Genomic DNA, 24,558 nt, shown 5'->3' on the forward strand with positions numbered 1-24,558 from the left:
ATGGAAGTGGACCGTGCGCCAGTTCGCTTTCACCCAACTCTGTTCGCCTTCCGCCAAGACGCCCGAGCGGTTGAATCGTACACGCACATGAGGTGCGGCTCACGACCGTTGGCTGGCCGGCCCGATCCGTCGACTGACGGTCGCAGGCCGTTCGTCATGGGAATCCATCCGCCACAGGTCGAAAGGGAATCCGGTGCAAATGAAGATAGCGATCGTTCTGGTGCTCGGCGTTGCAGTCGCCGGATGCAATCAGACCACGAGTTCGACCGCCGACCGATTGCCCATGGGCCAGCAGGCGACGGCCGGCCGGACCTCGGCCAAGCAGGCCGCAGTCCGCTGCGCCGAAACCGCCCAACGGGCCGCCGACGCCCAGACGAACGGCGTCATTGTTGGCAGTGCGCTTTCTATGGTCGGCGGTTTCGGTGGGATGGGCGGGCGCGGTGGCGAAGTGGCGGCCCAGGCGGCGTCGATGGGCGGCTCCGTCATTCAGTCGCAAGCCAATGACAATGCGGCCGCTGCGTTGGAACGCGACTGTCGATGATGGCGCAACGTTCGAAGCAAGCAATGCACGTCCTGGCCGCGCTTCTGCTCGCGTGGGCGACCGTGGCTGCGGCCGCGCAGACACTCACCGCACGCGATGCAGATTGGGTTGTCGGCTTGCTCGAAGCGCTAAAGCCGGACCTCGGGCGTCTTGCCTACGACGAGGAGATCGCCGACGCATGGTTCGAGCAGGACGGCGACCATCGCGGCCTGATCGCCAAGGCCGGATTCACAAAGGCGACGTGGAAGGCGGCCCTCGACGCGACCATGAAAGGCTTCCTTGCCTCAATCCCCGAACCCGAAATCGAGGCGAGGCTCGGCAAGCTCCGTAAGCGGGCAAACGATGATCGCAAGCTGAACGCAGACCAGAAGCGCGCGCTCCTGGACTTCATCGAGGAGCAGGCCGCGCAGTTGCGCGCCTGGCGGGAGCAGGGGAAATCCAGTCTGGCGATCGTGCGTCCCCTCGCTCCGCGGCTCAATGATCTCGTGGCCGGACAGCAAGACGAATAAGAAAGTGCCGTACGGGCGTCGCAATGAGATTTCGGGCACTCGGATTAACCAGGCCCTCCACAAAAGCCGTAGCGGCGGCCGACGAACCGTCGATGAGCCTGGCGATCTGACCGCGTAGCGAAAGGCCCCGGAAAGTCCCTTCTTTGCGCGAGATCAGTCTAATGATAGTAACAATAGACCGGTGATAGTAATAGTAGACCGGCTGTCCAAGGGTCTCCGGCTCCTGCACGAATTCGCAGACGGTTCGGGCGCGCCTTTGGAGCTATTGCTCCGCGGGGGCCGCGCGGCCGCTTTCGCCGCACAGATCGGATCGGCGCTGATGCCGGCGCTATGGGGCGGGGGATCGCTCGGTGACTGCAACTCCATTTGCGATGAAGCGACTATCCACGGAAGACGTTCCTCGTCGAGAGCGGATGGCTTTCGTGCATGATTTCGTGGCGCGTCATGTCGGCGGACTCTATTTTCGCCCTGCCGACAGCAACAACGTTCGCATCGATCTGGAAGCTATGCTGCTCCCTGGCGGGCTGACCATCGGCCGTAGTCTGTACGCACCAATGCACGGCGCTCGGACGCGCGACCTGCTTCGGGACGGGCGCGAGCATTATCTGCTGACGATCCACAACGAGGACCATGAGGTATCAGTCGACGGCAAGAAGCCGGTCAAGGTGGCGGCCGGTGACGTCACGCTGGTGAATGAAGGGATTTGCTCTGAATTCTGGCTAGGCAAGCCCATGTCCGTTGATGTCGTCTCGCTCGATCATCGGTCGCTCACCGGTCTCGCCCCGCGTATCGCGCTGGAGGCGAGCTACGTCATCTCTTCGACGGCCGGATCGGTGCCGCTATTGGCCAGCTATGTCGAGGCGCTCCGTCGGGATCCGCCGAACTCGATCAAGGCTGGTGAAGTCGCCTCCCGTCATGTCTACGATCTAACCGCCCTGGTCCTCGATGGATTTGTCCGCGGCGGCGCCGAGCGAAACGAAGGCAGCATTGCGACAGCGCGACTGAAACTCGTTCAAAAGGATATTCTGGAGCGGCTGTCCGACCATGGCCTTCACATCGATGCTGTCGCGAAACGCCAGGGCGTGACACCGCGCTACATACAACGCCTTTTCGAGCGTGAAGGAACGACCTTTACGGACTTCGTTCGCGAGCGCAGGCTTGAACTGGCCTTTCGTCTTCTGAAGGAGCACGGTGCCACATCCAGCACCATTACCGCCATCGCCCATAATGCCGGATTTGCCGAAATCTCATCGTTCAACAGGGCGTTTCGGAAACGCTACGATGCGACGCCCTCGGAGATCAGAGTGGCAAATCTGATCAGATAAAATCAACGGCCGTCGCTTTTGACTCGTGCTCGCAGGAGGCGAGGGCAGTCCTCGATATTAACAAGGCTCGATTGCGTCGTTTCGATCGCAATGACAGCGTCGAACCTCAATTTATCATGCTTGGGCGACGCGAAAATTTCGCCTTTTGTTCGTCCTCTGCAAAGGTTGTTCGTTCTCTGCTGAGACGATCGCGCACGGCATTCCCTATCGTTCCGGAAGAACGGTGCGGTTCTACGCGCCGCAAAAGCGCGTGGAACGACACAAGTGACCGCAACCCCATTTGCGATGCAGCGATTGTCCACGGAAGACGTTCCGCGCCGTGAGCGGCTGTCCTTCGTGTATGATTTCGTCGGACGTTATATTGGCGGTATGCATTTCCGACTGCTCGATTGCGAAAATGTGCGAATCGATCTGGCCGCGATGCAACTCCCCGGTGAGCTGACCGTCGGCCAGACCTGGTTCCCTCCGGTGCACGGGGCGCGCACACGTGATCTGCTCCAGGACGGTCGCGATCACTATCTGCTGGCGATTCATAACCAAGATTACGAAATCTCGGTCGACGGCAAGGAGCCGGTCAGGGTGGCTGCGGGCGACCTGTCGCTGGTGAACGAAGCCGTTTGCTCCGAATTCTGGTTCGCAAAGTCTCAGGCGGTCAATGTGATGGCGCTCGATCGCCAACTGCTTGCCAGGCTGGCCCCGCGCGTCGACATGGAAGCGAGCTATATTCTGCCTGCAGCGGCAGCCGATATGCGGTTGCTGACAGCTTATGCCGACAATCTTCGTTCAAGCCCGCCGACTTCCGAGAAGGCGCGCGAGATGGCCTCTCGCCACATCTATGATCTCACCGCCCTGGTGCTCGATGGATTTGTCCGCGGCGGTGCCGAGCGAAACGAAATCAGCATTGCGGCGGCGCGATTGAAACTCGTTCAGAAGGATATTCTCGAACGGTTATCCGATCACGATCTTCACATCGATGCCGTTGCGAGACGCCAGGGCGTGACGCCGCGCTATATTCAGCGCCTTTTCGAGAGCGAAGGCACAACCTTCTCGGACTTTGTTCGCGAGCGCAGGCTTGAACTGGCCTTCCGTTTTCTCCAAGAGCGCGAGCCCGCTTCCAGCACGATCACCGCCATCGCCTACGATGCCGGCTTCTCCGACATTTCATCGTTCAACAGGGCATTTCGGAAGCGCTTCGAGGCGACGCCCTCAGAGATTAGAGCAGCCGTTCTGATCAGATAAGCTTCCTCGAGATCATTCGAAATATTGCCGCACGCGAGGTGAGCTTGCGTGTGGCATTCGTGCTTGTTTGGCACCAGGCGATGCAAATATTTCGTGCTGTTCGTCCCCTGCAAAGGTCGTTCATTCCTAACCGAGACGATCATGCATGCCTCTCCGTATCGTCTCGCATGAACGGCGCGGAATCATTCCCCCGCGCCGCAATTGCGTCGGGGGTGTCTTGAGACGGTTCGATATTTTTGGAGCGCAACCGGCGAGCGACAATAAAGAGCGCAAGATTGATGATGATCGGCACGCGCTGCGATTAGCCGAAGCCACGCCCACCCTGAAACGGGCTGGCGGAGAGTTGTGCCGGGCGACACGCCATCGTCTGGCTGCGGTGTCTTGCGCCGGCGCTGCGCGGCCGATCGCGCCGGAAACATCTCCCGAACTCATCCGAATGAAGCGCTGACGACCGAAGTCAGCAGGATCGCGGCGTCATTCAAAGGCTAGATTATGAAAGCTTACAATTCGAAACTCTCTACGCATTCCTTTTCCAGCCTGAAGGCCAGGCTTCTCTCGGCAACCGCGCTGGTCGGCGTAGGCGCGCTGCTGGCGCAGCCGGCGAGGGCGGTTGATTATGGGTATTCCACTTCGGGGCCGCACAATCCGACACTAACCGTCAGCGCCCCCGGCGATACGATCTATGCCACCGATGGCGTGACCGCCGTTTTTGGAGGCAGCGTCGCATTCTCGGCAGCGTCGGGAGTCTTGACTTTCGGCAGCGCCAGCAATCCGGACAGCGCGATCATCTTTTCGCCGACGAGCATGACGGGTCCCATCGCCGGGTCGAGCATTTCGTTGGTCACGGGCAGGCTACAACTGGGCAGCGCCGCCGCCCGCAGCTTCTTCGAGTCTGCCTCTCTGACTCTCTCGGGCGGCGTTTTCAATCTGAACGGCCAAGACCAGATTCTTCATGGTGTGACTGCCCTGGCCGGTTCGAGAATTGTCAACGACACTGCCGGCACGAGCGTGACGTTGACAGTGGGCTCGAACTCCGGCGCCACCCGCGTCCTTGCCGGCACGATTGCCGATGGCGCGGGACAATTGGGTCTGCGCATCGTGGGAAATGATTGGGTGCGCATCAGTGGCTTCAACAGCTATTCGGGCGGCACTACCGTGGTGGGCGGCACGCTGGAAGTGGGGCACTCCAATGCGCTCGGAACTGGTGGGTTGCGGCTTGAAGGGTCCCGGCTGCTCATCGACAACGGCATCACAGTCGCCAACGATACTGAGATCAGAGGCTTATCGCGCTTCACCGTTGACGGTTCGGATACGGCGACGCTGAGCGGAGCCGTTACCAGCGCCGAAGACCGCGATCTGATAAAGGACGGCCAGGGTACGCTGCTGCTGACGAACGCCGCCAACGCCTACCGCGACACCCTCGTGCAGCAAGGCACGCTGGTCGGCAACGCCAATTCGATCCGGGGCGATGTCAGCAATGCCGGGACGGTGGTGTTCGATGAGGCGATCGATCTCACCTTTGGCGGAAACATCAACGGCCTGGGTGGCGTCAACGGAACGATGGTCAAGCGTGGCGCGGGCAACCTGACCCTTGGCGGAAACTCGTCTCTCGACTGGATCGTCGAGACCGGATCTCTCAACTCCACGGCCGAGCGCTTCCACGGTAATGCCGTTCTGCATGCCGACGCATCCCTGCAATTCAATCAGGCGGCGTATGCGACCTATGCCGGCGCTCTGTCAGCGGAGGGATTTTTCGTCAAGGGCGGCAACGGCACGCTGGCCCTGACCGGGGACAACAGCCATACGGGAGGCACCATCATCGCCGGTGGCACGCTCCAGATCGGTAATGGCGGCACGACTGGCTCGATCGCCGGCGATGTCCAGGCCAGCGGTACGCTCGCCTTCAACCGCTCGAACGAGGTGATATTCGCCGGCGTCATCAGCGGCAGCGGCCTCGTTCGCCAGATCGGTTCGGGCAGGACCGAGCTGACGGGCAACTCCAGCGGCTTCGACGGTCGAACGACGGTCGAGTCCGGCACGCTGGCGGTCAACGGCCAGCTCGGCGGCGTGTTGGAGGTCTGGACAGAGGGCCGCCTGCAAGGCACTGGCACGGTGGGCACCACCACCGTTCTGGGCACCATCGCGCCGGGCAACTCGATCGGGACGCTAAACGTTGCCGGCGACATCGCCTTCGGCTCGGGCTCGATCTTTGAGGTCGAGGTCAACGCCGCAGGGCAAGGCGATCGCATCAACGCCACCGGCGGGGCCGTCATCAACGACGGTGCGACCGTCCGGGCGCTAGCAGGCGCAGGCAATTACGCGCCGTCCACCCGCTACACGATCCTTCATGCCGATGGCGGCCGGACGGGCACCTTCACGGGCGGCGTGACCTCGAATCTCGCCTTCCTCGATCCCTCGCTCAGCTACGACGCCAACAACGTCTATCTGACGATGACCCGTAACAGCGTCGATTTCGCCGGCGTCGGCGTCACGCGCAACCAGATCGCGACCGGCGGCGGCGTGGAAAGCCTCGGGCTTGGCAGTCCGGTCTATAGTGCAGTGCTGAACCTTTCGGCCGATCAGGCACGCAATGCCTTCGACCAGCTCCCGGGCGAGATCCACGCCTCGGCCAAGACGGCGCTGCTCGAGGACAGCCGCTTCCTGCGCGATGCGGCGATCGATCGTCTACGCTCGGCCTTCGACGCGGTCGGGGCAGAGAGGAGCCCGGTCATGAGCTACGCCTCGGTCGGTCCGGAATATGTGCCCGCCACCACCGACCGCTTCGCGGTCTGGGGGGCGTGCTTTCGGCTCCTGGGGCCACACGGACGGCGACGGCAATGCCGCGCGCCTCAGCCGCTCGACCGGCGGCTTCTTCGTCGGCGCGGATGCTTCGGTGTTCGACGCCGGGCGCTTTGGTGCGGTGGCAGGCTACAGCCGCACGACCTTTGACGTGAAGGACCGCCGCTCCTCGGGCTCAAGCGACAACTATCATCTCGGCCTCTATGGTGGCACGCAATGGGGCGATCTCGCCTTCCGCACCGGTGCTGCCTACACATGGAACGACATCTCCACCTCGCGAAACGTGACGTTCTCCGGCTTCACGGACAGCCTGAAGGGCGACTACAACGCCGGCACTGCGCAGGTCTTCGGCGAACTGGCCTACGGCATCGGCAAAGGCGCGGCCCGGTTCGAGCCCTTCGCGAACCTTGCTTATGTCAACTTGCGCACCGACGGTTTTACCGAAAAGGGCCGCGCGGCTGCGCTGACCAGCACGTCCGCCAACACTGACGCGACCTCCACCACACTCGGCCTGCGCGCTTCGACGACGTTCGGACTGAACTACGCTGTCGTGACGGCGAAGGGCACGCTCGGCTGGCGTCATGCCTTCGGCGACGTGTCGCCGTTCTCGACCATGCGGCTCGCCGGCAGCGACGCCTTCGCGATCGGCGGCGTGCCGATCGCGCGCGATGCGGCTGTGGTGGAAGCCGGTCTCGACTTCGCGCTGACGCCGAATGCCGTGCTCGGGGTCTCCTATGGCGGCCAGTTCGGCTCGGGCGTTTCCGATCAATCGGCTCGCGCCAACTTCAGCGTGAAGTTCTAACCAGGACCGATGCAAGCAGGTCGATCGAACAGGTCCGTCGCGGGTGCGCGGCGGCCGATTACTCCGTCAGGAAGCGAGCGATTCCTGCTCGCCCGCGCACGATTCTCGGTAAAGCGTCAAGCGTTGCGTTCTGCGATGACTTCGTTAGAAGGGCCGCGGAGCCCGTCTGCGTGTGAATTTTCAAGTAACTGTACTCAAGATCCTCGTGAGTCACCCAGATGGATTCGCTGCGATGGACGATCTCAAGCGGGACATGGAAATCCTCGCGACAAGCGGGCGCGACTGGGCAGAACGCACGAAGAGACTCGCAGCTCATGCGCCCGGTCTCTCTGTATTCGAGCAAGGCCTGATCGAACGCAGGGACGGCGGATGGCGGATCACCGATGCAGGTAGGGCGCTCCTTCGAGGCCTGGAGGCGGCGGTTAAGTCAGAACGAGAGCTGAGCTCCGGGGCGACGACTGGTCGTGTCCACAATCATGTACCGGACGATCGGCGGCCGGATGATGGAGTGTGTCCCGAGACAACGGATGGCTGGCGGCCTGCTGGGCGCGAGTGATTTCGGCCAGAAGTCCGCAACACCAAGTGATGTATTTCAACCACACTGAGCAAAGAACCGTTGAGCGTCGCCACGACTCGTTTGACGCGACCAAAGCGGACACCCTACGGTCATTTCGACGGCTCCCTTTGGGGATTAATAGGGAATGCGGTGCAGGGGATTGCCCTAATGCCGCAGCTGCCCCCGCAACTGTAAGCGGTGAACCTTGCGTCATATTGCCACTGGTATCTCGGACCGGGAAGGCGACGTAGAGGTAACGACCCGCTAGCCAGGAGACCTGCCGTCAGCCGTGGTCACACGCGAAGATGTCGGTCGGGGAGTACAGACATTAGCTTCACCGGAGCATTTCGGCGCTCCGCCGTGAAACCTCGTTCGCTGTGACGTGCCACTGACGTCATACCGAGGTTTCCCGCATGCCTTCCATTTCTGCTGTCCCGCGCCGTCGCGCGGTTTGGCTGGCAACCAGCTTTATTGTTCCCGTCCTTCTCCTCAACGTGAGGGCCGCCCGCGCGCAGCAAGCTGTCACCGCACAGTTGCCGCCGATCGAAGTGACCAAGCCCGATGATCAGAACCGCACGCGCGCCAGGGCGACCGGCGATGGCGGCGACACGAAGAGGCGGCGGGCGGCACCGAATGTCGCTCCGAGCGGCGCGCCGGCGGGCGATGGGTCCGGCTCATCCGGCTCTGGCAGTGAGGCGGCCGCCGGCAACGGAGGCATTGTCGGGGCCGCCACCACCGTCATCACGGCAGCGGACATCGCAAATTCGCCGTCGCAGACACTCGTCGAGATCATCGCGACGCAGACACCGGGTGCCCAGATTACGACGTTCTATGGCGGCCCGGTCGCTGCGAAGACGAGCGTCGATCTGCGCGGCTTTGGCGCCTTTGGCACCGCCAACACCCTGGTGCTGATCAACGGCCGGCGGCTAAATGACATCGACATGGCGCAGGTGGATCTCTCCACCATTCCGCTCAATTCCATCGAGCGCATCGAGATCACGCGCGGCAATTCCGGCGCGGTGCTCTACGGGGACAACGCGATCGGCGGCGTGATCAACATCGTCACCAAGAACGGCGTCGGCGGGCCGCCTGCCGCCTTGCGCGTCGAGGGGGGATTCGGCTCGTTCAACACCAGGCTCGGCAACGTCTCGACCTCGCTCAACTCCGGTCCGTGGTCGACCTCGTTCTACGGCAGCGCGGTGAAGACCGATGGCTATCGCGACAACAATCGCTACGTCCAAGAGAGCGGCGTCGGCAATCTGAACTACACTACGCCCTACCTGACCGCCTTCCTGACAGTGACGGGCGACAACCAGGAGCTGAGACTGCCGGGCGGCCGCACTGTCGATCCGTCCATCGGCCTCGACGAGCTCGCCACCGACCGAAGAGGGACCAGCACCCCGTTCAACTACGCCAACCAGCAGGGTTTTAGCGCGACCGCGGGCTTCACCAAGACATTGGTCAACGGCGTCGATCTCATCGTCGACGGTGGCGTGCGCGACAAAAAGCAGCAGAGCGCTTTCTTCTCCAGCCTGACGCCGGTGCCCGACTGGTTCTCGTCGACCTATGTCGATGCCGACCTGACGACGTGGTCGATCACGCCACGGCTCAGCGTGCAGAGTTTTGCGTTCGGCATGCCGTCACAACTGTTGACCGGAATAGACTACTACGATGCGAGCTTTCAGCAGAACCGCGGCGCCGGCCAGGGACTCGCACCCTGGCACAATTACGACCTCAGGCAGCAAACGCTCGCCGGCTATTTTCAGCACACATTGGGCGTGACGCCCATGACCGATGTCTCCTACGGCGCTCGGGTGCAGAACATCAGCCTGACGGAACGTGACAATTTTGACCCGACGGCCCCCTTCAACGGCGACATCGGCGCTCTGCCGCTCAGGAGCGACGAGACCCAATATGCGCTGCATCTCGGTGTCGAGCAGCGGCTCAACGACATATTCACGCTGTTCGGCCGCGGCGCGCGTGCGTTCCGCACGCCTGATGTGGACGAGCGCGTGGCGTCGGGCCCTTCATTCGACCCCTTCTTCAATCTGCTCCCGCAGACCTTCCAGCTCAAGACCCAGACTTCGTATGATGTCGAGGGCGGCCTGCGCATCAGGGCCGGTGGGCTTCAAATGCAGAGCAGCCTCTATTTGATGGACCTCACCAACGAGCTCCATTTCAACCCCGTCCTGTTCTACAACACCAATCTCGATCCCACCCGGCGCTACGGCTCAGAGACCAGTCTCTCCTATCGCGTCAACGACTCTCTGCTGTTGCGCTCGGGCATGGCCGTGACACGGGCGATCTTCCGCGAGGGCATCTGGGCCGGCAACGACGTGCCGCTGGTGTCGCGCTACACTGCGAATGTGGGCGTCACCTGGAACATCTGGCAGAACTACATGGTGCTCGACGCCACCGCGCGCTTCTGGAGCGAGCGGCGGATGGACAACGATCAGGCCGGCACGCAAAAGCCGATTCCCGCCAACGGCACCATCGACCTCAAGCTCAGCGGTCAGTATGAACGCTACTTCTGGTCCTTCAGCGTCAACAATGTGTTGAACGCTCTCTATTACGACTATGCGATCGCGAGTACCTTCACGGACGGTCGTTTTAGCGCGTATCCGCTGCCCGGTCGCACCTATCTGCTCAAGGCCGGTGCGACGTTCTGAGACGCGTCCAAAGTTGCATCGGCTCCCCACGGACGCACTTCATTGACCTCGATGGGGCTGTCATATGCCCACAAATGTACTAGAATTCGGAAACAAGGAGATCACATATGGCCCTCAGCATCCTGCCGCCCCACACCGACCATTTCCGGCTTCACCCGGTCGAACCGCGTTATGCGTCGATGTTCTGCTTTGCTCTGCTGACGGCGTCATGCGCGCTCGCGAGCTTTGCGCTTGCCTGTGCAACACCCTTCGCGGCCTTCGCAGTCGTGACGGCGGCCATGCTGCCGCTGCGTCCGGCACTGCTGGTCGTCACCGGCGCCTGGCTCGTGAACCAGTGCATCGGGTTTAGCGTGCTGCACTATCCCGTTGACGCCGGCACGATCGCCTGGGGCTTTGTCATCTGCGCCGCTGCGCTTCTATCGACTGCGGCGGCGTCCGCCGTGCTCCGCGTGCTGCCGCAGGGCCGCACGCCGCTGATGCTGGCCGCCACGCTCCTTGTCGCCTATGCGTCCTACGAGCTCGCGCTGTTCGCCGCGACGCCGGCCCTGGGCGGAGAGGGTGCCTTCACCGCCGCTATCCTGACGCGCATTGGACTGACCAGCGCCGTCTGGCTCGCCGGCCTCGTGGCCGCCTGCGAAATCGTCCGTCTGCTCGATCTCTTCGGGCGGCGACGCGCGACCGCTTGAGCGGCGAGGCCTATTGGCGCGACGACATCGCGTCGCTGGTCTTTCCTGTCACCGGCCATGGCGCGATCTGCGCCGTGCACCGGGGCGCTTTCCGGACGCTGCTCGGCGCCGAGCCCTCGCCGGAGGACAGCCTAGGGTATTTCCGGCGGTTTGAAGCAGCCTTTCGGGCGGCCGCCGGCACCAAGATCGCCCGCAGGGACATTCCTGCGGGGACTAACCTGCATCTTACCAGTCGCGACATCGCCCGGAAGCTGCTAGAAGACGCGCAAACCGCCAACGGAGAACAGCCATGAGCCAACCCCAGCTCACTAACGCCCAGGTCATGAACGACCAGGTCACGCATTTGCCGGTCGCCGCCGGGCAGGTGGGACGGCTTTCGCAGGCTCTGATGGCGATGGTGCTGGGCGTGTTCGTCGTCGGCGTCGTCGGCTTCTCTCACGTCGACGTCATCCACAATGCCGCGCACGACGTGCGCCATTCGAATGCCTTCCCGTGCCACTGACTGAGGTGGCATGAGCACGTTTCGCTCGATCGTTTTCTCGTCGGTCATTGCCGGCTTCATCGTCGGCCTCATCGTCACAGTCGCCCAGCAGTTCGGCACCGTTCCCCTGATCCTGAAGGCTGAGGTCTACGAGAAGGCCGCGGCGACGCACCAGCATGACGCAGCGGCGCCGCAGGCGGCTGCGGCCGGCCATGACCATGCAGCTCACAGCCACGCCGACCATGACCACGGCGCCGAGGCATGGGAGCCGCGCGACGGGCTGGAGCGCAACGCCTATACGGCCGCGGCGAACGTGCTGACCGCGATCGGATTTGCATTGCTTCTGGCCGGCTTCTTCGCGGTCCGCAGCGGAGCGACCGGCGAGGGGGTCACCTGGCACGAAGGTCTGATGTGGGGCTTGGCGGGCTTTGCCGTATTCACGATCGCGCCCGGCCTCGGCCTGCCGCCGGACCTGCCTGGCGTACCCGCCGCGCCTCTGCTGTCGCGCCAGATCTGGTGGCTCGTGGCGGTGCTGTCGACGGCCGCAGGCCTGGGCCTGATTGTCTTTCGCCGCTCCGTGCCGGCGGCTATCGCGGGCGTGATTCTCCTGGCGTTGCCGCATCTGATCGGAGCGCCGGAGCTGGAGCACATCGAAACCAACGTCCCGTCATCGCTGTCTCACCAGTTCGTGGTCGCGGTGACCCTCACGAGCCTGATCTTCTGGTCGCTCCTGGGAGCGGTGACGAGCGCGGTGTTCGCGCGGTTCGACGACGTTCCCCGCCAAACCTCGTAAGAGGCAAGTGCGCCCACGCTATGGCCGTGGGCGCTCTCGATGATCTCAGCGTCAAGTCCCGAAGCTCTCCCAGTTCTTGCCGTTGAAGCGCTCGAGCGTCATGAACTTTACGACCCGGTAGTCGGTCGGGCTGGTATTGATGAGGCTGCCCGGCAGAAGTCCGGGATTGCGGAAATCCTTCAGGTTCGCGGCCTGGCGCATGATGTTCTCGCGGGTCAGGTCGTCGCCGCACTGACGCAGCACCTGCACCAGCATCTGGCTGAAAGTCCACCCCGACAGGAAGAACGTGTCAGACGCATTCGCGTTCGGCATGTATTCCTTGAGCCATTCGTAGAACGGCTTCAGCTCCGGATCGTCGCGCCAGCGCGGATCCGACGGGTCCTTCATGTAGCGCGCGGTCTTGATGCCGACGCAGCGTTCGAGGCCGGCGGGGATCAAGGTCGCGCTCATCGAGGCCGAGCCCGAATGCAGATAGGTGTCGGGCTGCCAGTTCAGCTCGTAGATCTTGCGGATCGCCTGCGCCGCCTGCTTGGCATAGGCAAACAGCTGGACGGTGTCGACGCCGGCCGATTTCAGCTTGACGATCTGTGAATCGACCGTCGGATCGGTGGGGCTGAAACTCTCGGCCGCGATGATTGCCGAGGCCTTGGCGCCGAGGCCGTCGGAAAGACCTGACAGCATCTCCTTGCCGAAATCGTCATACTGGTAGAGCACGCCGACTTTCGGATTGGCGTTGACGGCCAGGATCTGCTTGCCGAAGAACGTGCCCTCGGACCGCAATGTCGGCTGAAAGCCGATCGTCCACGGAAATTTTTCAGGGTTGGCAAACTGCTCGGAGCCAGCGGCGACGAAGAGCTGCGGCACCTTGTTGGAGTTGAGATAGGTTCGCGTGGCAAGGTTTAGCGGCGTGCCGAGCATTCCGAACATCACGGCCACCTCGTCCTGCTCGACCAGGCGGCGGGTCTGCTCGACGGCCTTCGGCGGGCTGTAGCCGTCGTCGACCGAGATGAAGTTGATCTTGCGGCCGTTGATGCCGCCGCGATCGTTGATCGCCTTGAAGAAGGCCGCCTCGGCCTGACCGAGCTGGCCATAGGCGGAGGCCGGGCCGCTATAGGCGATGGTCTGGCCGACCTTGATCTCGGTGTCGCTGACACCGGGACCGTATTTCTTCTGAGCCCAGGCGCGGTCCTTCGGAGCGAGCGTGGTGGCAAGTGTAGCAAGCGAGGCGAGCGCGATCGTTCGCCGTGAGACGTTCGGCATGATACTCTCCTTGTGCTTCCCGACGTCGTCCTCCCGTGCCGTTTGCGCGGGCGGATCTGGTCCTAGGCCCTCTTGTTGGGGCCCATGAAACCAAACAGATAGCCCGCCACCTTGCGCATCTGGATCTCCTCGGAGCCCTCGGTGATCCGGTAGCGGCGGTGATGGCGGTAGATGTGCTCGAATGGCTTGTGACGCGAATAGCCGATGCCGCCGTGCACCTGCATGGCGCGATCGGCTGCCTCGCAGCAGAGCCGGTTGGCCCAGTAGTTACACATCGAGACCTTGTCGGAGAGACGCTTCTCCACCTCGGGATGGGGCATGCTGTCCATTTCCCAGGCCGTCTTGCGAATGAGCAGGCGGAGCATCTCGATCTGGGTGGCGAGCTCGACCAGCGGGAACTGGATGCCCTGATTGACCGACAGCGGCTTGCCGAACGGCTTGCGCTGGTTGGCGTATTTGACGCTCTCGTTGACGCAATAGGCGGCCGCGCCGAGTGAGCTTGCGGCTTGGCGGATGCGGTTCTCGTGCACGAACGCTTGCGCGAGCGCGAGGCCGCGATCGATCTGTCCGAACATCGCGCTTTCGGGCACCCAGACATTGGTGAAGCTGACGCGCGGGTGGTCCGTCGGCATGTTGAAGGTCCACATGTATTCTTCGACCTTCACGCCGGGCGAATTGGCCGGCACCAGGAATGCGGTGATGCCCTTGGCATCGCCATCCTCGCCGCTGGTGCGGGCAAACAGGCAGCAATGGGACGCGGTGTGCATGCCGGTCGTCCACATCTTCTCGCCGTTGATCAGCCAGCCAGCGACGCCGTCGCGGGTCTCGCGCACCGCGCGCGTCTCCATATGCGTCGCGTCGGAGCCGTGGTGTGGCTCGGTCAGGCCGAAAGTAACACGGATCTTGCGGTCCAGCGAGCCGCGGATGAACTTCTCCTTCTGCTCCGGCGTGCCGAAATCGCGCAGCATCACGATGAAGGGGAAGTTGCCGACGACTGAATGTTCGTTCTGGAGGTCATTGTGCAGGCCGAGGCCCTGCGTCGCCAGATGCTCTCGGATCACGGCCATCCACAGATTCCCGCCACCCTGTCCGCCGAATTCCTTGGGCAGCGAGAAGCGGAAGAAGCCGGCCTTGTCGGCCAGCGCCTTGGCCTTTTCGAGCAGCGCTTCCCATTCGGGGCGGGGCAGGCCGCCCTTGTCGAAATCGGTCCGCGCCCACTCGCGGCGATGATCGAAGAAGCGCTCATTGTCGTCCTGCGCCTGCAGCGGCTTGATCTCGGCCTGCACGAAGGCGTCAATCTTCGCGAGATAGTCCACGAGTTCCCTTGGGATGCTGAAATCCATCGCTGCTCAATCCTCTTTCTGGGGTTGTTGCTGGCCGGCACGCGCTTCGAGCGTGCGGCGATAGCTGGCATAGGTCGGCTGGTCGATCTTCATCTTGTCGAGCGTGGTCTGCCAGAGATGGTCGGCGAGCCCCGGGCTTTGCAGATCGAGCTCGCCGCGGCGAATGCGGCCCGACAGCTCGGCCTCGAGGTCTTCCAGTGCGCCGTCGCGGCCCAGTAACGCCTGCAATCGCGCGAGCGCCTCGCGTTCGACGGTCTCGCCAAAACTGATCTCGCGGGCGACGAGGTCGATCGCGTTGGCCGCGACCCGCGCCTGAAACGCGGCATTGGCTGATAGAAGCGGCATCAGCGTCTCGCGCAGGAGCCACGAGACGGCAGTGAGGATGTCGGTGCCACGAGGTTGATCAAGCATGTCAGTCGGCCCCGGTCAGGATGCGCATTAGGTCGAGCTCGTTCTCGGAGACGCGCCGCGCGATCATCGCGCGCTCCACGGTCTGGTCGCGTCCGCTGGTGAACCATTCCAGCATGCTGGCGCAGCTCACGCCCCAGCGCAGGCTGCCGAGAACTTCCCAGTAGTGCACACGTGCAGGATCGACGCGCTCGCCGCTTGCCGCCTCGTAGGCGTCGAACAATTGCTGGCGCGAGCCAAGACCGCCGACCGGGCGGTCGAGCTCGCCGAAGCGCCATGGCGGCGTCGAGATCCAGGCGAGATCTTCCGCGGGGTCACCGATATGAGCGACCTCCCAGTCGAGCACCGCGCGCACGCCCTCGCTGCCGAAGATGATGTTGCCGTTGCGGTAGTCGCCATGCACCAGGCGATATTGGGCAAGCGGGGCGGGCGCGTTCTGCTCCAGCCAGCGAAGCGCAAGGTCGAATACCGGTCGCGCCACGCCGAGGTTGTCATAGCGGCTCGCGAGCCGTGCCAGGATGACCTCCGCCGGCTTGAACGGCAGCGGCGGAAGGCGCGCGGTGTCGACCCTGGTCATGGTGCCGCGGATCGTGCCGAACTGTGCCGCGAGGTGAGGGCGTATCGCCGCAAATCGCGCATCGCGCAGGACCTTGCGCGCGATCGTCTCGCCCTCGATCCGCGTCATCAGAAAGCCGTCGCCGAGCCCGTCCGCAGGGATCAGCGTATGCACCACCGTCGGCACCGGCACGCCGCTGCCGTCGAGCACGCGGATCAGCTCGGCCTCGGCCTCGAGCGACAGCGATTCCGCGCTGCGCAGGCCGCCGGGCGAACGGCGCAGGATCAGCGGATGCAGCACCGTGTCGCCGGCGACCGCGTCGAACGACCAGGTCTGCAAGGTCGCGCCCGCCGACAAGCGCCATAAGTTAGCGATGCCGCGTGCGCCCGGCACGATGCGTGCCGTCACGGTTTCGAGATCGAGGCTAAAGGCATCGTCCATCGCGTTCATGCTTCTCGCACCAGCATCGCTGCTACTTCCTGCGTTTGCCGGCAGCTGCAACAGTTGCCGCCTGAGGCTTCCCGGCGCCCGGCGATAGCGGGCGATCGGGATCGGTGTAGACCGCGCGGCACCAGATCTCGGTGACGGCGGTGCAGAGCTTCTTCAATTCCAGCGGCTGCTCGAACGGCTCCATCTTCAGCACCGCAAAAGACTGCGCGGTGCCTTCGACCATCATGGCGAGCGACAGCGCCGCGGCGTCGGGATCGATCGGCAGGCAGCGGCCGAGCTGACGCTGGCGTTCGAGGTGATCGCGCACCCTGATGATGTAGGCGCTACGCATCTCTGCGCGCATCCGGCCGATCTCGGGATCGACATAGCTCGCCTCGAAGAAGGCACGCAGCAGCCCGCGGTTGGCGCCGAAGATCTCGAAATAGCGCAAATTGTTGTCGTAGACGCGCTGGCGCAGCGTGTTGCCGGAGCGCACGCGGGAGGAGGCGACGATATCGTCGACCACCTTGGTGATGGTGCGGACGAAGATGTCGTCGGTGCTGCGGAAATGCAGATAGAAGGTACCGCGGCTGAGGCCGGTGGACTCGATGATGTCCTGCACGGTGGCGCGGATATAGCCCTTGGCGGCGAACACGCCCCTCGCGGCACCGAGCAGGATCTGCTCTGTGGTCTCGGCCGAGTTGCGGGTCCGCCGCAACTCTCCCGGGAGCGCGCCACGGCGCACGGCGGCCGAACGCGTGATGCGTCGTTTCCCTGCCACGTCTCGTCCCTCGTTCGTCGTCTCGCGTGCATTGATGCACGTCGTCGATTGGGTGTGACGCTAAACTGACACTGATGTCAGTGTCAAACTTGCGTCTTGTGGTCGTCCGCCTCGGTCATTCCTAGCAATCGTCAGGCAGTAGTTTCCGCGTCGGCGAGCCGGCCGGCATTCTTCGCGGAGAGAGTGGGGCACTGCGCCTGAAAAGTCTTCAGGCGCTTGAGCATCAATTGCTGACCCTTCGGCGTCGCCGCGCCGCGCAGCGCGAGCGCGTAGCCGTAGCCGACCGCGGGCTGGATATCGTCCAGGTCGATCTCCGCGATGACCCAGTGCAGCATGACCGAGCGGAACGTGTAGTCGAGGTTGCGCAGCAGCACGGCAGTATCGATGTCAGGCAGCAGCAATCCTTCGGCGACGGCGTCGTCGAGCAGCTTCATCCAGAAACTGTCGCGCTTCTGGTTGAAGATTGCGCTGCGCTCCTCGGACGCGGATGCCGCGAGAATGCTGGTCCACAGCGCGCGATAGAACACCGGGTCGGCTTCGTAATAGCTGACGGCGAGTCTCGCGGCGCGCAGGATCCGCTCCAGCGGATCGGGCGATTTGAAGCTCGCAAAGCGGGTACCGAATCCCTTGATGTCCTCGAGCACGGCGACGAGCACGGCGCGCTTGGAGCCGAACAGATTATAGGGCGTGGCGAGGCTGACGCCGGCTTTCGCTGCGAGCGCGCGCATCGAGAGCCCGGCATCGCCGGTCTCGCGGATCAGGTCGCGCGCCGCCTTGATGATGCGCGAGCGCCGCTCTGCCTTTGCCGTGTCGCGTCGATTTTCCATTCTCGCCTGCCTGCCATGCTTCTCATGAACGATAACGGCTGGTTGACACCCTGACAAATTTATATCACGTTATAAGAACGCGTTATAAAAATATTTCGACGGACGGCGCGACAATGTCGCGCTATCCGAAATCGCCGCTACGGGAGAAATGCCATGCGCATCTGCAATGGATCGTGGCTAGCGTCGCACGCCTGTGTTCTGCTCGCAGGCGTCGCGCTCGCAAGCCAGTCGCCGACATCGGTGCGAGCGGAAGCTGCGAAGGGCGACATCAAGATCGGCAATATCGCGCCTTACAGCGGTCCGGCCTCGTCGTACAGCGCCTTCGCCAAGACCGAAGCCGCCTACATGAAGATGCTCAACGACAAGGGCGGCATCAACGGACGCAGGATCCAGTTCATCTCCTATGACGACGCCTACAGCCCGCCGAAGGCAGTCGAGCAGGCGCGCAAGCTGGTCGAGCAGGACGAGGTGCTGGCGATCTTCCAGGCGGTCGGCACGCCCTCGAACGCCGCGATGATGAAGTACATGAACGCCAAGAAGGTGCCGCAGCTCTTCTCCGCGACCGGTGCGACCAAGTTCGGCGATCCCAGGAATTTTCCGTGGACGATGGGTTTCTCGCCTTCGGTCTACCGCATTGAGAGCGCGATCTACGCAAAGCACATTCTGGCGAACTATCCGGAAGGAAAGGTCGCCGTACTGTTTCCGAACGACGATTATGGCCGTGATATCTACGGCGGGTTCAAGGATGCGCTTGGCGCCAAGTCGAAGACTGTGATCATCGCGGAAGCGTCCTACGACAGCACTGAACCGACGATCGATTCGCAGATCAGCAAGCTGAAGGCATCGGGCGCCGACATCTTCGTCAACTTCTCGACGCCGCGCTTCGGCGCGCTCGCGATCCGGAAAGTGGCCGAGCTCGGCTGGAAGCCGGTGCATTTCATCAACACCACGGCGTCGTCGATCCCGACCGTGTTCAAGCCGGCGGGCCTGGAGAACGCGGTCGGGGTCATGACGGCGCAGGCGATCAAGGAGCCCAACGATCCCCGCAACGTCGATGATCCCGGCGTCAAGGAATATCTCGACTTCATGAAGCGCTATAATCCCGACGGCGACGTTGCCAACGCCCAGAACGCCTACGGATTCCTTGCCTCGCAGGTGTTGCAGAAGGTGCTGGAGCAATGCGGCGACGACCTGTCGCGTGATAACGTCATGAAGCAGGCCACGAACCTCAAGAACCTCAAGTTCGGTCTGCTGTTCGACGGCATCACCATCAACACCAGCTCGACCAACTATTTCCCGATTATCCAGATGCAGCTGATCCGCTTCAATGGCGAGAGCTTTGACAAGGTCGGACCGATCATGTCGGAGACCGTCATACAGCCCGAAGCGCGTGATTGACGACCCGGGAGACGCCTTGCGATGACCGTGCAGCCAAAGATCTCGCCGTCCGAGTTCCAGTGCCTGAAATACGAGGTGACTGACCACGTCGCGGTGGTCACGCTCAACCGGCCGGAACGGCGCAACGCGCTCAACCGCCGCGCCTATGACGAGGTCGAATCCGCCTTCCGCGCCGCATCGATCGATACTGACGTCCGCTGTGTCGTCGTCACCGGCGCCGATCCTGCGTTCTGCGCCGGCGAGGATGTCAAGGAGATGATGACTGGCGAGAAGCGGGCAACGACGCCGGTCGTTCGCCGTCCGCCGACGCCCGCGGCGATGGCGGCGCTGGAATGCCAGGTTCCCGTGATCGCCGCCGTGAATGGCTCGGCGGTTGGCTGGGGTATGGAGCTTGCGCTCTACGCCGACATTCGCCTTGCGTCGGAGAAGGCCAACTTTGCCGAGCTCTTCATCCGCCGCGGGCTTATTTGCGACGTCGGCGGCCTGTTGCGTCTGCCCGCCATCGTCGGCCCGGCCCAGGCTGCGGAGCTGCTTTATACTGGCGACGTCATCGATGCGCAGGAGGCCGCCCGCATTGGCCTCGTCGGCGAGGTGACCGCGCATGCCGACCTGATGCCGAAGGCGATGAACCTTGCCGCGCGCATCGCGCGCAATTCGCCGCTGGCGCTGCGCTTCATGAAGGAAGGCCTGCGCCGCGCCACCCATGGCGACGCCAGAGAGACCGGAAGCTGGGCCATCGAGGTGATCTACAAGCTGTTCGACACCGAGGACCATCGCGAGGGCGTGCGCAGCTTCCTCGAGAAGCGCGAGCCCGTGTTCACGGGTCGCTAATATAACGGAATTGCGGAGGCGGACCGCCGCCCCTGCCAACACTGCAACACCGCGACAAGCGGGGAGTGCAACAGCACGGGAGGCACGCGATGAGTTCGTGGGTCAGGATTGCCGATCGCGTCAAGACCAAGGCGGAGATGGACACGCGTGCCCAGCGCGCCGCGCGGGGCTATGCCAGCCTCGGTGTCGGCCCGGGCGACGTCGTCGCGGTCTACATGCGCAATGATTTCACCTTCATGGAGGCCTCGCTCGCCGCAGGCCTGTGCGGCGCCTATGTCGTGCCGGTGAACTGGCACAACACGTCGGATGAAGCCCGCTACGTCATCGAGAATTCCGGCGCCAAGGTTCTGGTCATCCATGCCGACTTATGGCGCAACATCGGCCATGCCGTTCCAGCCTCGGTCGCCGTGATCGTCGCCGAGACGCCGCAAAGCCTGCGTGGCCCGTATCGCGTTTCGGACGAAGCTGCAAAGGTGCCGGCCAGAATGAACGACTGGGAGAGCTGGCTTGCGGGCTTCGAGCCTGCGGTGCCGCCGTTCCCGACCTCGCCGGGATCGATGATCTACACCTCGGGCACGACGGGGCATCCCAAGGGCGTGCGCCGGCAGCCGCCGACGCCGGAGCAGGCGCTGGCGAGCCAGCAGATGATGCGCGTGGTAGGCGGCCTGACCGATTGGGTGGATCGCCTGAGCGATGTCGTGCTGCTCATTCCGGGACCGGCCTATCACTCCAGCCCGAACGGCTGGATGTTCTCGTTCTACAACATGGGCGCCAACATCATCGTCGAGCCCCGTTTCGAGCCTGAGCGGATGCTTGCAACGATCGACCAGCATCGCGTCACCCACGCGCTGGTCGTGCCGACCATGTTCGTGCGGCTGCTGGCGCTGCCGGCCGAGACAAGGTCGCGCTACGATCTGTCGAGCCTGACTTTCGCCATGCATGTCGGCGCGCCCTGTCCTCCGCACGTCAAGCGCGGCATGATCGACTGGTGGGGACCTGTTATCACCGAGCACTATGGTTCGACCGAAGTGGGCGCGGTGACCTTCTGCACGTCGGCTGAGTGGCTCGCGCATCCCGGGACCGTCGGACGGCGGCTGCCCGGCTGCGCCGTCGTCGTCATGGACGAGGAGGGCAGGGAGCTGCCGCTTGGACAATCTGGCGAGATCGTCTGCGGTCGCGACCTCTATCCGGAATTCACCTATCACGGCGATCCCGGCAAACGGCAGAAATCCGCGCGCGGTCATCTCGTCGCCACCGGCGACGTCGGCTTCTTCGATGCAGACGGATTTCTGTATCTGTCAGGCCGCGCCAGCGACATGATCATCTTCGGTGGCACCAACATCTATCCCGCCGAGATCGAGTCGGAGCTGATGAAGGTTCCTGGCGTCGCCGACTGCGCAGTGTTCGGGATCCCTGACGACGAATTCGGGGAGAAGGTCTGCGCCTTCATTCAGCCGACCAGAGGCGCCGTGCTGGACGAGGAGACGATCCGTTCGGACCTGAAGTCCCGGCTCGCCGGCTACAAGATTCCGCGACGGATCGAGTTCTCCAGTGCGCTGCCGCGCGAGGACACCGGCAAGATCTTCAAGCGAAAGCTGAAGGAGCCGTTCTGGCAGGGCACGGGCCGTACGATCTGAGGAGATTTTCGTGGATCAGCAATATAGCGCCTACAGCTTCATCACCTGCGAGATCGACCGCTCGCTCCTCGTGATCACGCTCAATCGTCCGGACAAACTGAATGCCTATACCGGCGCGATGGGCTCCGAGATCGAGGATGCCTTCCGCAAGGCCGACGCCGACGACGACATCCGCGCGATCATCGTCACCGGCGCGGGCCGCGCCTTCTGCGCCGGGGCCGATGTCTCGGGCGGCGCGTCGAGCTTCGACACGTCGGGCACGCATGGTGCCGGTGTCTTCGGCAATCGTCTTGCGGGCGGCGGGCCGCGCTCGGGCAGCGGCTTTGTCGACGCGATCTTCCGCTGCCGAAAGCCGTCGATCGCCGCGATCAACGGCCCGGCGGTCGGCATCGGCATCACCATGACGCTGCCGATGGACGTGCGCATCGCGGCCAAAGGCGCGAAGATCGGCTTCATCTTCGCGCGGCGCGGCCTGGTCCCGGAGGCCGGCAGCGCGTGGTTTCTTCCCAAGCTGGTCGGACTGCCGCGGGCGTTGCGCTGGGCGATCTCGGGTCGAACTTTCGGTACTGAGGAAGCGTTGAGCGGTGGCCTCGTCAGCGAGACGACGGAGCCTGCCGATCTCCTGTCCCGCGCCAAGGAAATTGCGCAGGAACTGACCTCCGAGACCTCAGCCGTGTCGGTCGCTCTCACCCGGCAGATGCTGTGGCGTTTCGCCGGTGCGCCCGATCCGTTCGAGCTGCTGGGGATCGACGGCCCCATCTCGCGCGAACGCGGCAGTCACGCCGATGTCCGCGAGGGCGTTGCATCCTTCCTGGAAAAGCGCTCCCCGTCGTTCCCGGGCAAGGTCTCGGCCGATATGCCCAGTCAATATCCCTGGTGGAAGGAGCCCTGAGAAGGCCGTTTCCGACAAGCTGCTGGCTTCACTGAGCTCCGGGGCCCGGCGTCGGGTTCAGCGGCGCTCCGCCGACCGAGATGGGGCCTGCCGAAGGCGCGGGCCGTGGCGGCTTCTTCGGCTTCGGGACGACTCGCGGGGGCGCGGGAGGCTGTGCGCTGGCGAGCGGTGGCGCCACCGGTGGCGGGGCGATTCGCGGGAGCGCGGGAGGTTGTGCGCTGGCGACCGGTGGTGGTGGCGGCGGCGCAGCTGGCGGAGCGGCTGCGCTCTTCAGCGCGTCGATCTGCGCAGTCAGGCCCGCGAGCTGGTTCAGAATCGTCTTGAGCTGCTCCTGCTGGTCGGCAACTGCGCGATCGAGTGCCGCGAGATCGTCACTCGCCTTCTGCTGTGCGGCCAGAACGTCTGTCATCATCGCCTGGTCGCCGGATGCAGGCTTGTCGTCAGGCGTCGCATGGCCGGCATACTGCCTGAGCTGATCGATATTCATCCACAGGAAAGCGCCCGCGGCGAGGGCAAGGACGAAGAAGAACAGCAGGACGAACGGCCAACGGCGTCGTCGCGCGGGCAGGACAGGTGGCGGAGCTTCGTTGAGCCACTGCGGAGGAGATTCGATGCTCATCCGGCTTTCCTAGTCGGCCTCTCCCGCCAACGCAATCGAGGCCGGGCCGGTCAGGCAATCGGGGCCGGAATGGCGGACATCGGGATATGGGTGGCGACCTGTCCGTCCCGGGTCGAGCGCCTACGCGGTTTTGGCCGCGAGATCTCTCGAACCCGGCTCCTCAAAATAGGTGCAAAGCAAGGCCGTCTCTTTCGAGGCAATCGCCTTTCGAAAGCGCCGGCACTTGAACTGGCGCTCGCTCCTGGCACCATCTTCGACCAGGAATATGCAGCCGCTGCAAATGTCCGTATTGTGCTCGCGCTGAGCCACGTCGCTCTGAACCAGAACCCGACGGAGCGAGTGGCGCAGCTGAGACCGGTCGTCAATTGTGAGTGCCGCGATTCGATCGCGAAGGGCGTTGATCGGATCGCGATCGAGAAATTTCCTCCCCTGCGGGGTCACGCACAGCGTAATCGAGCGCCTGTCTTCGGCAGACGGCTCCGGGATCACCAATTCCTTTTTCCGCAGCTGCGCGGCAATCTCGGATGTGCCGCTGCGGGTCGTGCCAAGGAAGATGGCAAGAGCGGATGGAGTCCTTGAGAACCTGTTTGCACGCGCGAGAAAACGAAGGGCCATCCATTCGCGGTCGCTCAGGCCGAATTGATGACCTTCAAAAAGCCAGGTGCCGGCTGATTTCACCAGCAATTCCACGACTTCGGTTGCTACGCGCATAGCGGGCAGGAATCTCCAGGAAAGCCGGCTGCTCCTGGGCACTTGCTTTGGGCAGCCGTGGTCGAAGGAAGCAAAATCACTCACACCGGGTCCGCGTTGATTCCGGTATGTCGTGGAGTCGGGCGTGGGGGCGCTACTCTGAACTGCTCCCGCTGCAATGCCCGCTCGATTTGCCGATTTTCGATAGCCCAAGCGTTTCGATTCGGAACCCCGTAAGAACACGCAATCTGATCACCACGCACCGCTCCGCTTGCCGGGGCTTATGCGACCTCAGGTAGCATCAGCTATTGCGCTGCTATTGGCGCACAAGCGGACAACAGGCGTGCTTAAACCAATCGGTCCGGTTCAAGAGTACACCGTCTAGCACTACTTTGGCAGATTATTGGATTTTCGTGATTTTTTAGGATTCCCGAATCGATTTTTCAATGATTCATGGGTGGTCGGCTCTTGGAGGGCTGACCATGAC

Annotated in this window: 23 protein-coding genes, 2 pseudogenes and 1 riboswitch; of the genes and pseudogenes, 16 read left to right on the plus strand and 9 right to left on the minus strand. The window is 63.3% G+C overall.

Features of this window, described 5'->3' with window-relative positions; genetic code table 11:
* The first annotated feature begins 199 nt into the window (after window positions 1-199).
* The 4 genes from AC629_RS22180 to AC629_RS22195 all read left to right on the plus strand — a co-directional run bounded on the left by AC629_RS22180 (window position 200) and on the right by AC629_RS22195 (window position 3,614).
* Window positions 200-541 (plus strand): hypothetical protein, encoded by a 342-nt coding sequence (locus AC629_RS22180; protein ID WP_084807100.1) that lies wholly within the window; start codon window positions 200-202, stop codon window positions 539-541.
* Window positions 542-564: 23 nt separating this feature from the next.
* Window positions 565-1,050 (plus strand): hypothetical protein, encoded by a 486-nt coding sequence (locus tag AC629_RS22185; protein WP_143199345.1) that lies wholly within the window; start codon window positions 565-567, stop codon window positions 1,048-1,050.
* A gap of 413 nt (window positions 1,051-1,463) precedes the next feature.
* Complete coding sequence (locus AC629_RS22190) at window positions 1,464-2,375, plus strand: AraC family transcriptional regulator (RefSeq protein WP_245331965.1); 912 nt, start codon at window positions 1,464-1,466, stop codon at window positions 2,373-2,375.
* 264 nt (window positions 2,376-2,639) lie between these two features.
* Window positions 2,640-3,614 (plus strand): AraC family transcriptional regulator, encoded by a 975-nt coding sequence (locus tag AC629_RS22195; RefSeq protein WP_245331966.1) that lies wholly within the window; start codon window positions 2,640-2,642, stop codon window positions 3,612-3,614.
* Window positions 3,615-4,294: 680 nt separating this feature from the next.
* On the opposite strand, the gene AC629_RS46990 is transcribed toward AC629_RS22195, so the two are convergent.
* Window positions 4,295-4,459 (minus strand): hypothetical protein, encoded by a 165-nt coding sequence (locus AC629_RS46990; RefSeq protein ID WP_168195556.1) that lies wholly within the window; start codon window positions 4,457-4,459, stop codon window positions 4,295-4,297.
* On the opposite strand from AC629_RS46990, the pseudogene AC629_RS48920 reads away from it, so the two are divergent.
* The 8 genes and pseudogenes from AC629_RS48920 to AC629_RS22235 form a co-directional block, all read left to right on the plus strand.
* Window positions 4,419-5,630, plus strand: a pseudogene (locus AC629_RS48920) (autotransporter-associated beta strand repeat-containing protein); the annotation flags it as partial. The gene AC629_RS46990 and the pseudogene AC629_RS48920 sit on opposite strands and share 41 nt — an antisense overlap.
* 742 nt (window positions 5,631-6,372) lie before the next feature.
* Window positions 6,373-7,215 (plus strand): autotransporter outer membrane beta-barrel domain-containing protein, encoded by an 843-nt coding sequence (locus AC629_RS22205; protein ID WP_084807105.1) that lies wholly within the window; start codon window positions 6,373-6,375, stop codon window positions 7,213-7,215.
* Window positions 7,216-7,387: 172 nt separating this feature from the next.
* Window positions 7,388-7,633: pseudogene (locus AC629_RS48925) on the plus strand (hypothetical protein); the annotation flags it as partial.
* A 240-nt stretch (window positions 7,634-7,873) separates the two neighbouring features.
* A riboswitch (cobalamin riboswitch) is annotated at window positions 7,874-8,070 on the plus strand.
* A 114-nt stretch (window positions 8,071-8,184) separates the two neighbouring features.
* Window positions 8,185-10,440, plus strand: coding sequence for a TonB-dependent receptor (locus tag AC629_RS22215; RefSeq protein ID WP_143199346.1), 2,256 nt, complete (start codon window positions 8,185-8,187; stop codon window positions 10,438-10,440).
* A 107-nt stretch (window positions 10,441-10,547) separates the two neighbouring features.
* The gene (locus AC629_RS22220) at window positions 10,548-11,126 is read left to right on the plus strand and encodes a hypothetical protein (RefSeq protein WP_084807106.1); all 579 of its coding nucleotides are present in this window, start codon (window positions 10,548-10,550) and stop codon (window positions 11,124-11,126) included.
* Window positions 11,123-11,419: a hypothetical protein gene (locus tag AC629_RS22225; protein WP_084807107.1), complete on the plus strand. Its 297-nt coding sequence runs from the start codon at window positions 11,123-11,125 to the stop codon at window positions 11,417-11,419. The genes AC629_RS22220 and AC629_RS22225 overlap by 4 nt, the downstream gene beginning before the upstream one ends.
* On the plus strand, window positions 11,416-11,628 hold the full coding sequence (locus AC629_RS22230) for a CbtB domain-containing protein (RefSeq protein ID WP_502693051.1): 213 nt from the start codon (window positions 11,416-11,418) through the stop codon (window positions 11,626-11,628). Before AC629_RS22225 ends, AC629_RS22230 begins: the two co-directional genes overlap by 4 nt.
* Before the next feature lie 10 nt (window positions 11,629-11,638).
* On the plus strand, window positions 11,639-12,400 hold the full coding sequence (locus tag AC629_RS22235) for a CbtA family protein (RefSeq protein ID WP_084807109.1): 762 nt from the start codon (window positions 11,639-11,641) through the stop codon (window positions 12,398-12,400).
* Between the two features lie 51 nt (window positions 12,401-12,451).
* On the opposite strand, the gene AC629_RS22240 is transcribed toward AC629_RS22235, so the two are convergent.
* The 6 genes from AC629_RS22240 to AC629_RS22265 form a co-directional block, all read right to left on the minus strand.
* Entirely contained in the window at window positions 12,452-13,660 is a 1,209-nt protein-coding gene (locus tag AC629_RS22240) for an ABC transporter substrate-binding protein (protein ID WP_084807110.1), read from the minus strand.
* A gap of 62 nt (window positions 13,661-13,722) precedes the next feature.
* Complete coding sequence (locus AC629_RS22245; RefSeq protein WP_084807111.1) at window positions 13,723-15,003, minus strand: acyl-CoA dehydrogenase family protein; 1,281 nt, start codon at window positions 15,001-15,003, stop codon at window positions 13,723-13,725.
* A 6-nt stretch (window positions 15,004-15,009) separates the two neighbouring features.
* Window positions 15,010-15,414, minus strand: a complete 405-nt coding sequence (locus tag AC629_RS22250; RefSeq protein WP_084807112.1) for a DUF6285 domain-containing protein — start codon at window positions 15,412-15,414, stop codon at window positions 15,010-15,012.
* Window position 15,415: 1 nt separating this feature from the next.
* On the minus strand, window positions 15,416-16,417 hold the full coding sequence (locus tag AC629_RS22255; RefSeq protein ID WP_349531182.1) for a phosphotransferase family protein: 1,002 nt from the start codon (window positions 16,415-16,417) through the stop codon (window positions 15,416-15,418).
* Between the two features lie 22 nt (window positions 16,418-16,439).
* Window positions 16,440-17,177 (minus strand): TetR/AcrR family transcriptional regulator, encoded by a 738-nt coding sequence (locus tag AC629_RS22260; protein ID WP_168195559.1) that lies wholly within the window; start codon window positions 17,175-17,177, stop codon window positions 16,440-16,442.
* A 131-nt stretch (window positions 17,178-17,308) separates the two neighbouring features.
* Window positions 17,309-18,004, minus strand: a complete 696-nt coding sequence (locus tag AC629_RS22265; protein ID WP_084807114.1) for a TetR/AcrR family transcriptional regulator — start codon at window positions 18,002-18,004, stop codon at window positions 17,309-17,311.
* Between the two features lie 153 nt (window positions 18,005-18,157).
* On the opposite strand from AC629_RS22265, the gene AC629_RS22270 reads away from it, so the two are divergent.
* From AC629_RS22270 to AC629_RS22285, 4 genes are all read left to right on the plus strand, one after another.
* A complete protein-coding gene (locus tag AC629_RS22270; protein ID WP_084807115.1) occupies window positions 18,158-19,402 on the plus strand; it encodes an ABC transporter substrate-binding protein in 1,245 nt (414 codons plus the stop codon).
* Window positions 19,403-19,423: 21 nt separating this feature from the next.
* Window positions 19,424-20,233, plus strand: coding sequence for an enoyl-CoA hydratase/isomerase family protein (locus AC629_RS22275; RefSeq protein WP_084807116.1), 810 nt, complete (start codon window positions 19,424-19,426; stop codon window positions 20,231-20,233).
* An 89-nt stretch (window positions 20,234-20,322) separates the two neighbouring features.
* The gene (locus tag AC629_RS22280) at window positions 20,323-21,870 is read left to right on the plus strand and encodes an acyl-CoA synthetase (protein WP_084807117.1); all 1,548 of its coding nucleotides are present in this window, start codon (window positions 20,323-20,325) and stop codon (window positions 21,868-21,870) included.
* Window positions 21,871-21,880: 10 nt separating this feature from the next.
* Complete coding sequence (locus tag AC629_RS22285; RefSeq protein WP_084807118.1) at window positions 21,881-22,762, plus strand: enoyl-CoA hydratase-related protein; 882 nt, start codon at window positions 21,881-21,883, stop codon at window positions 22,760-22,762.
* 28 nt (window positions 22,763-22,790) lie between these two features.
* On the opposite strand, the gene AC629_RS46995 is transcribed toward AC629_RS22285, so the two are convergent.
* On the minus strand, window positions 22,791-23,381 hold the full coding sequence (locus AC629_RS46995; RefSeq protein WP_084807119.1) for a hypothetical protein: 591 nt from the start codon (window positions 23,379-23,381) through the stop codon (window positions 22,791-22,793).
* Between the two features lie 120 nt (window positions 23,382-23,501).
* Window positions 23,502-24,092: a MarR family winged helix-turn-helix transcriptional regulator gene (locus tag AC629_RS22295; RefSeq protein ID WP_084807120.1), complete on the minus strand. Its 591-nt coding sequence runs from the start codon at window positions 24,090-24,092 to the stop codon at window positions 23,502-23,504.
* Window positions 24,093-24,558: the final 466 nt, after the last annotated feature.

It is taken from the genome of Bradyrhizobium sp. NAS80.1, assembly GCF_001908205.1.
Lineage (GTDB): Bacteria > Pseudomonadota > Alphaproteobacteria > Rhizobiales > Xanthobacteraceae > Bradyrhizobium.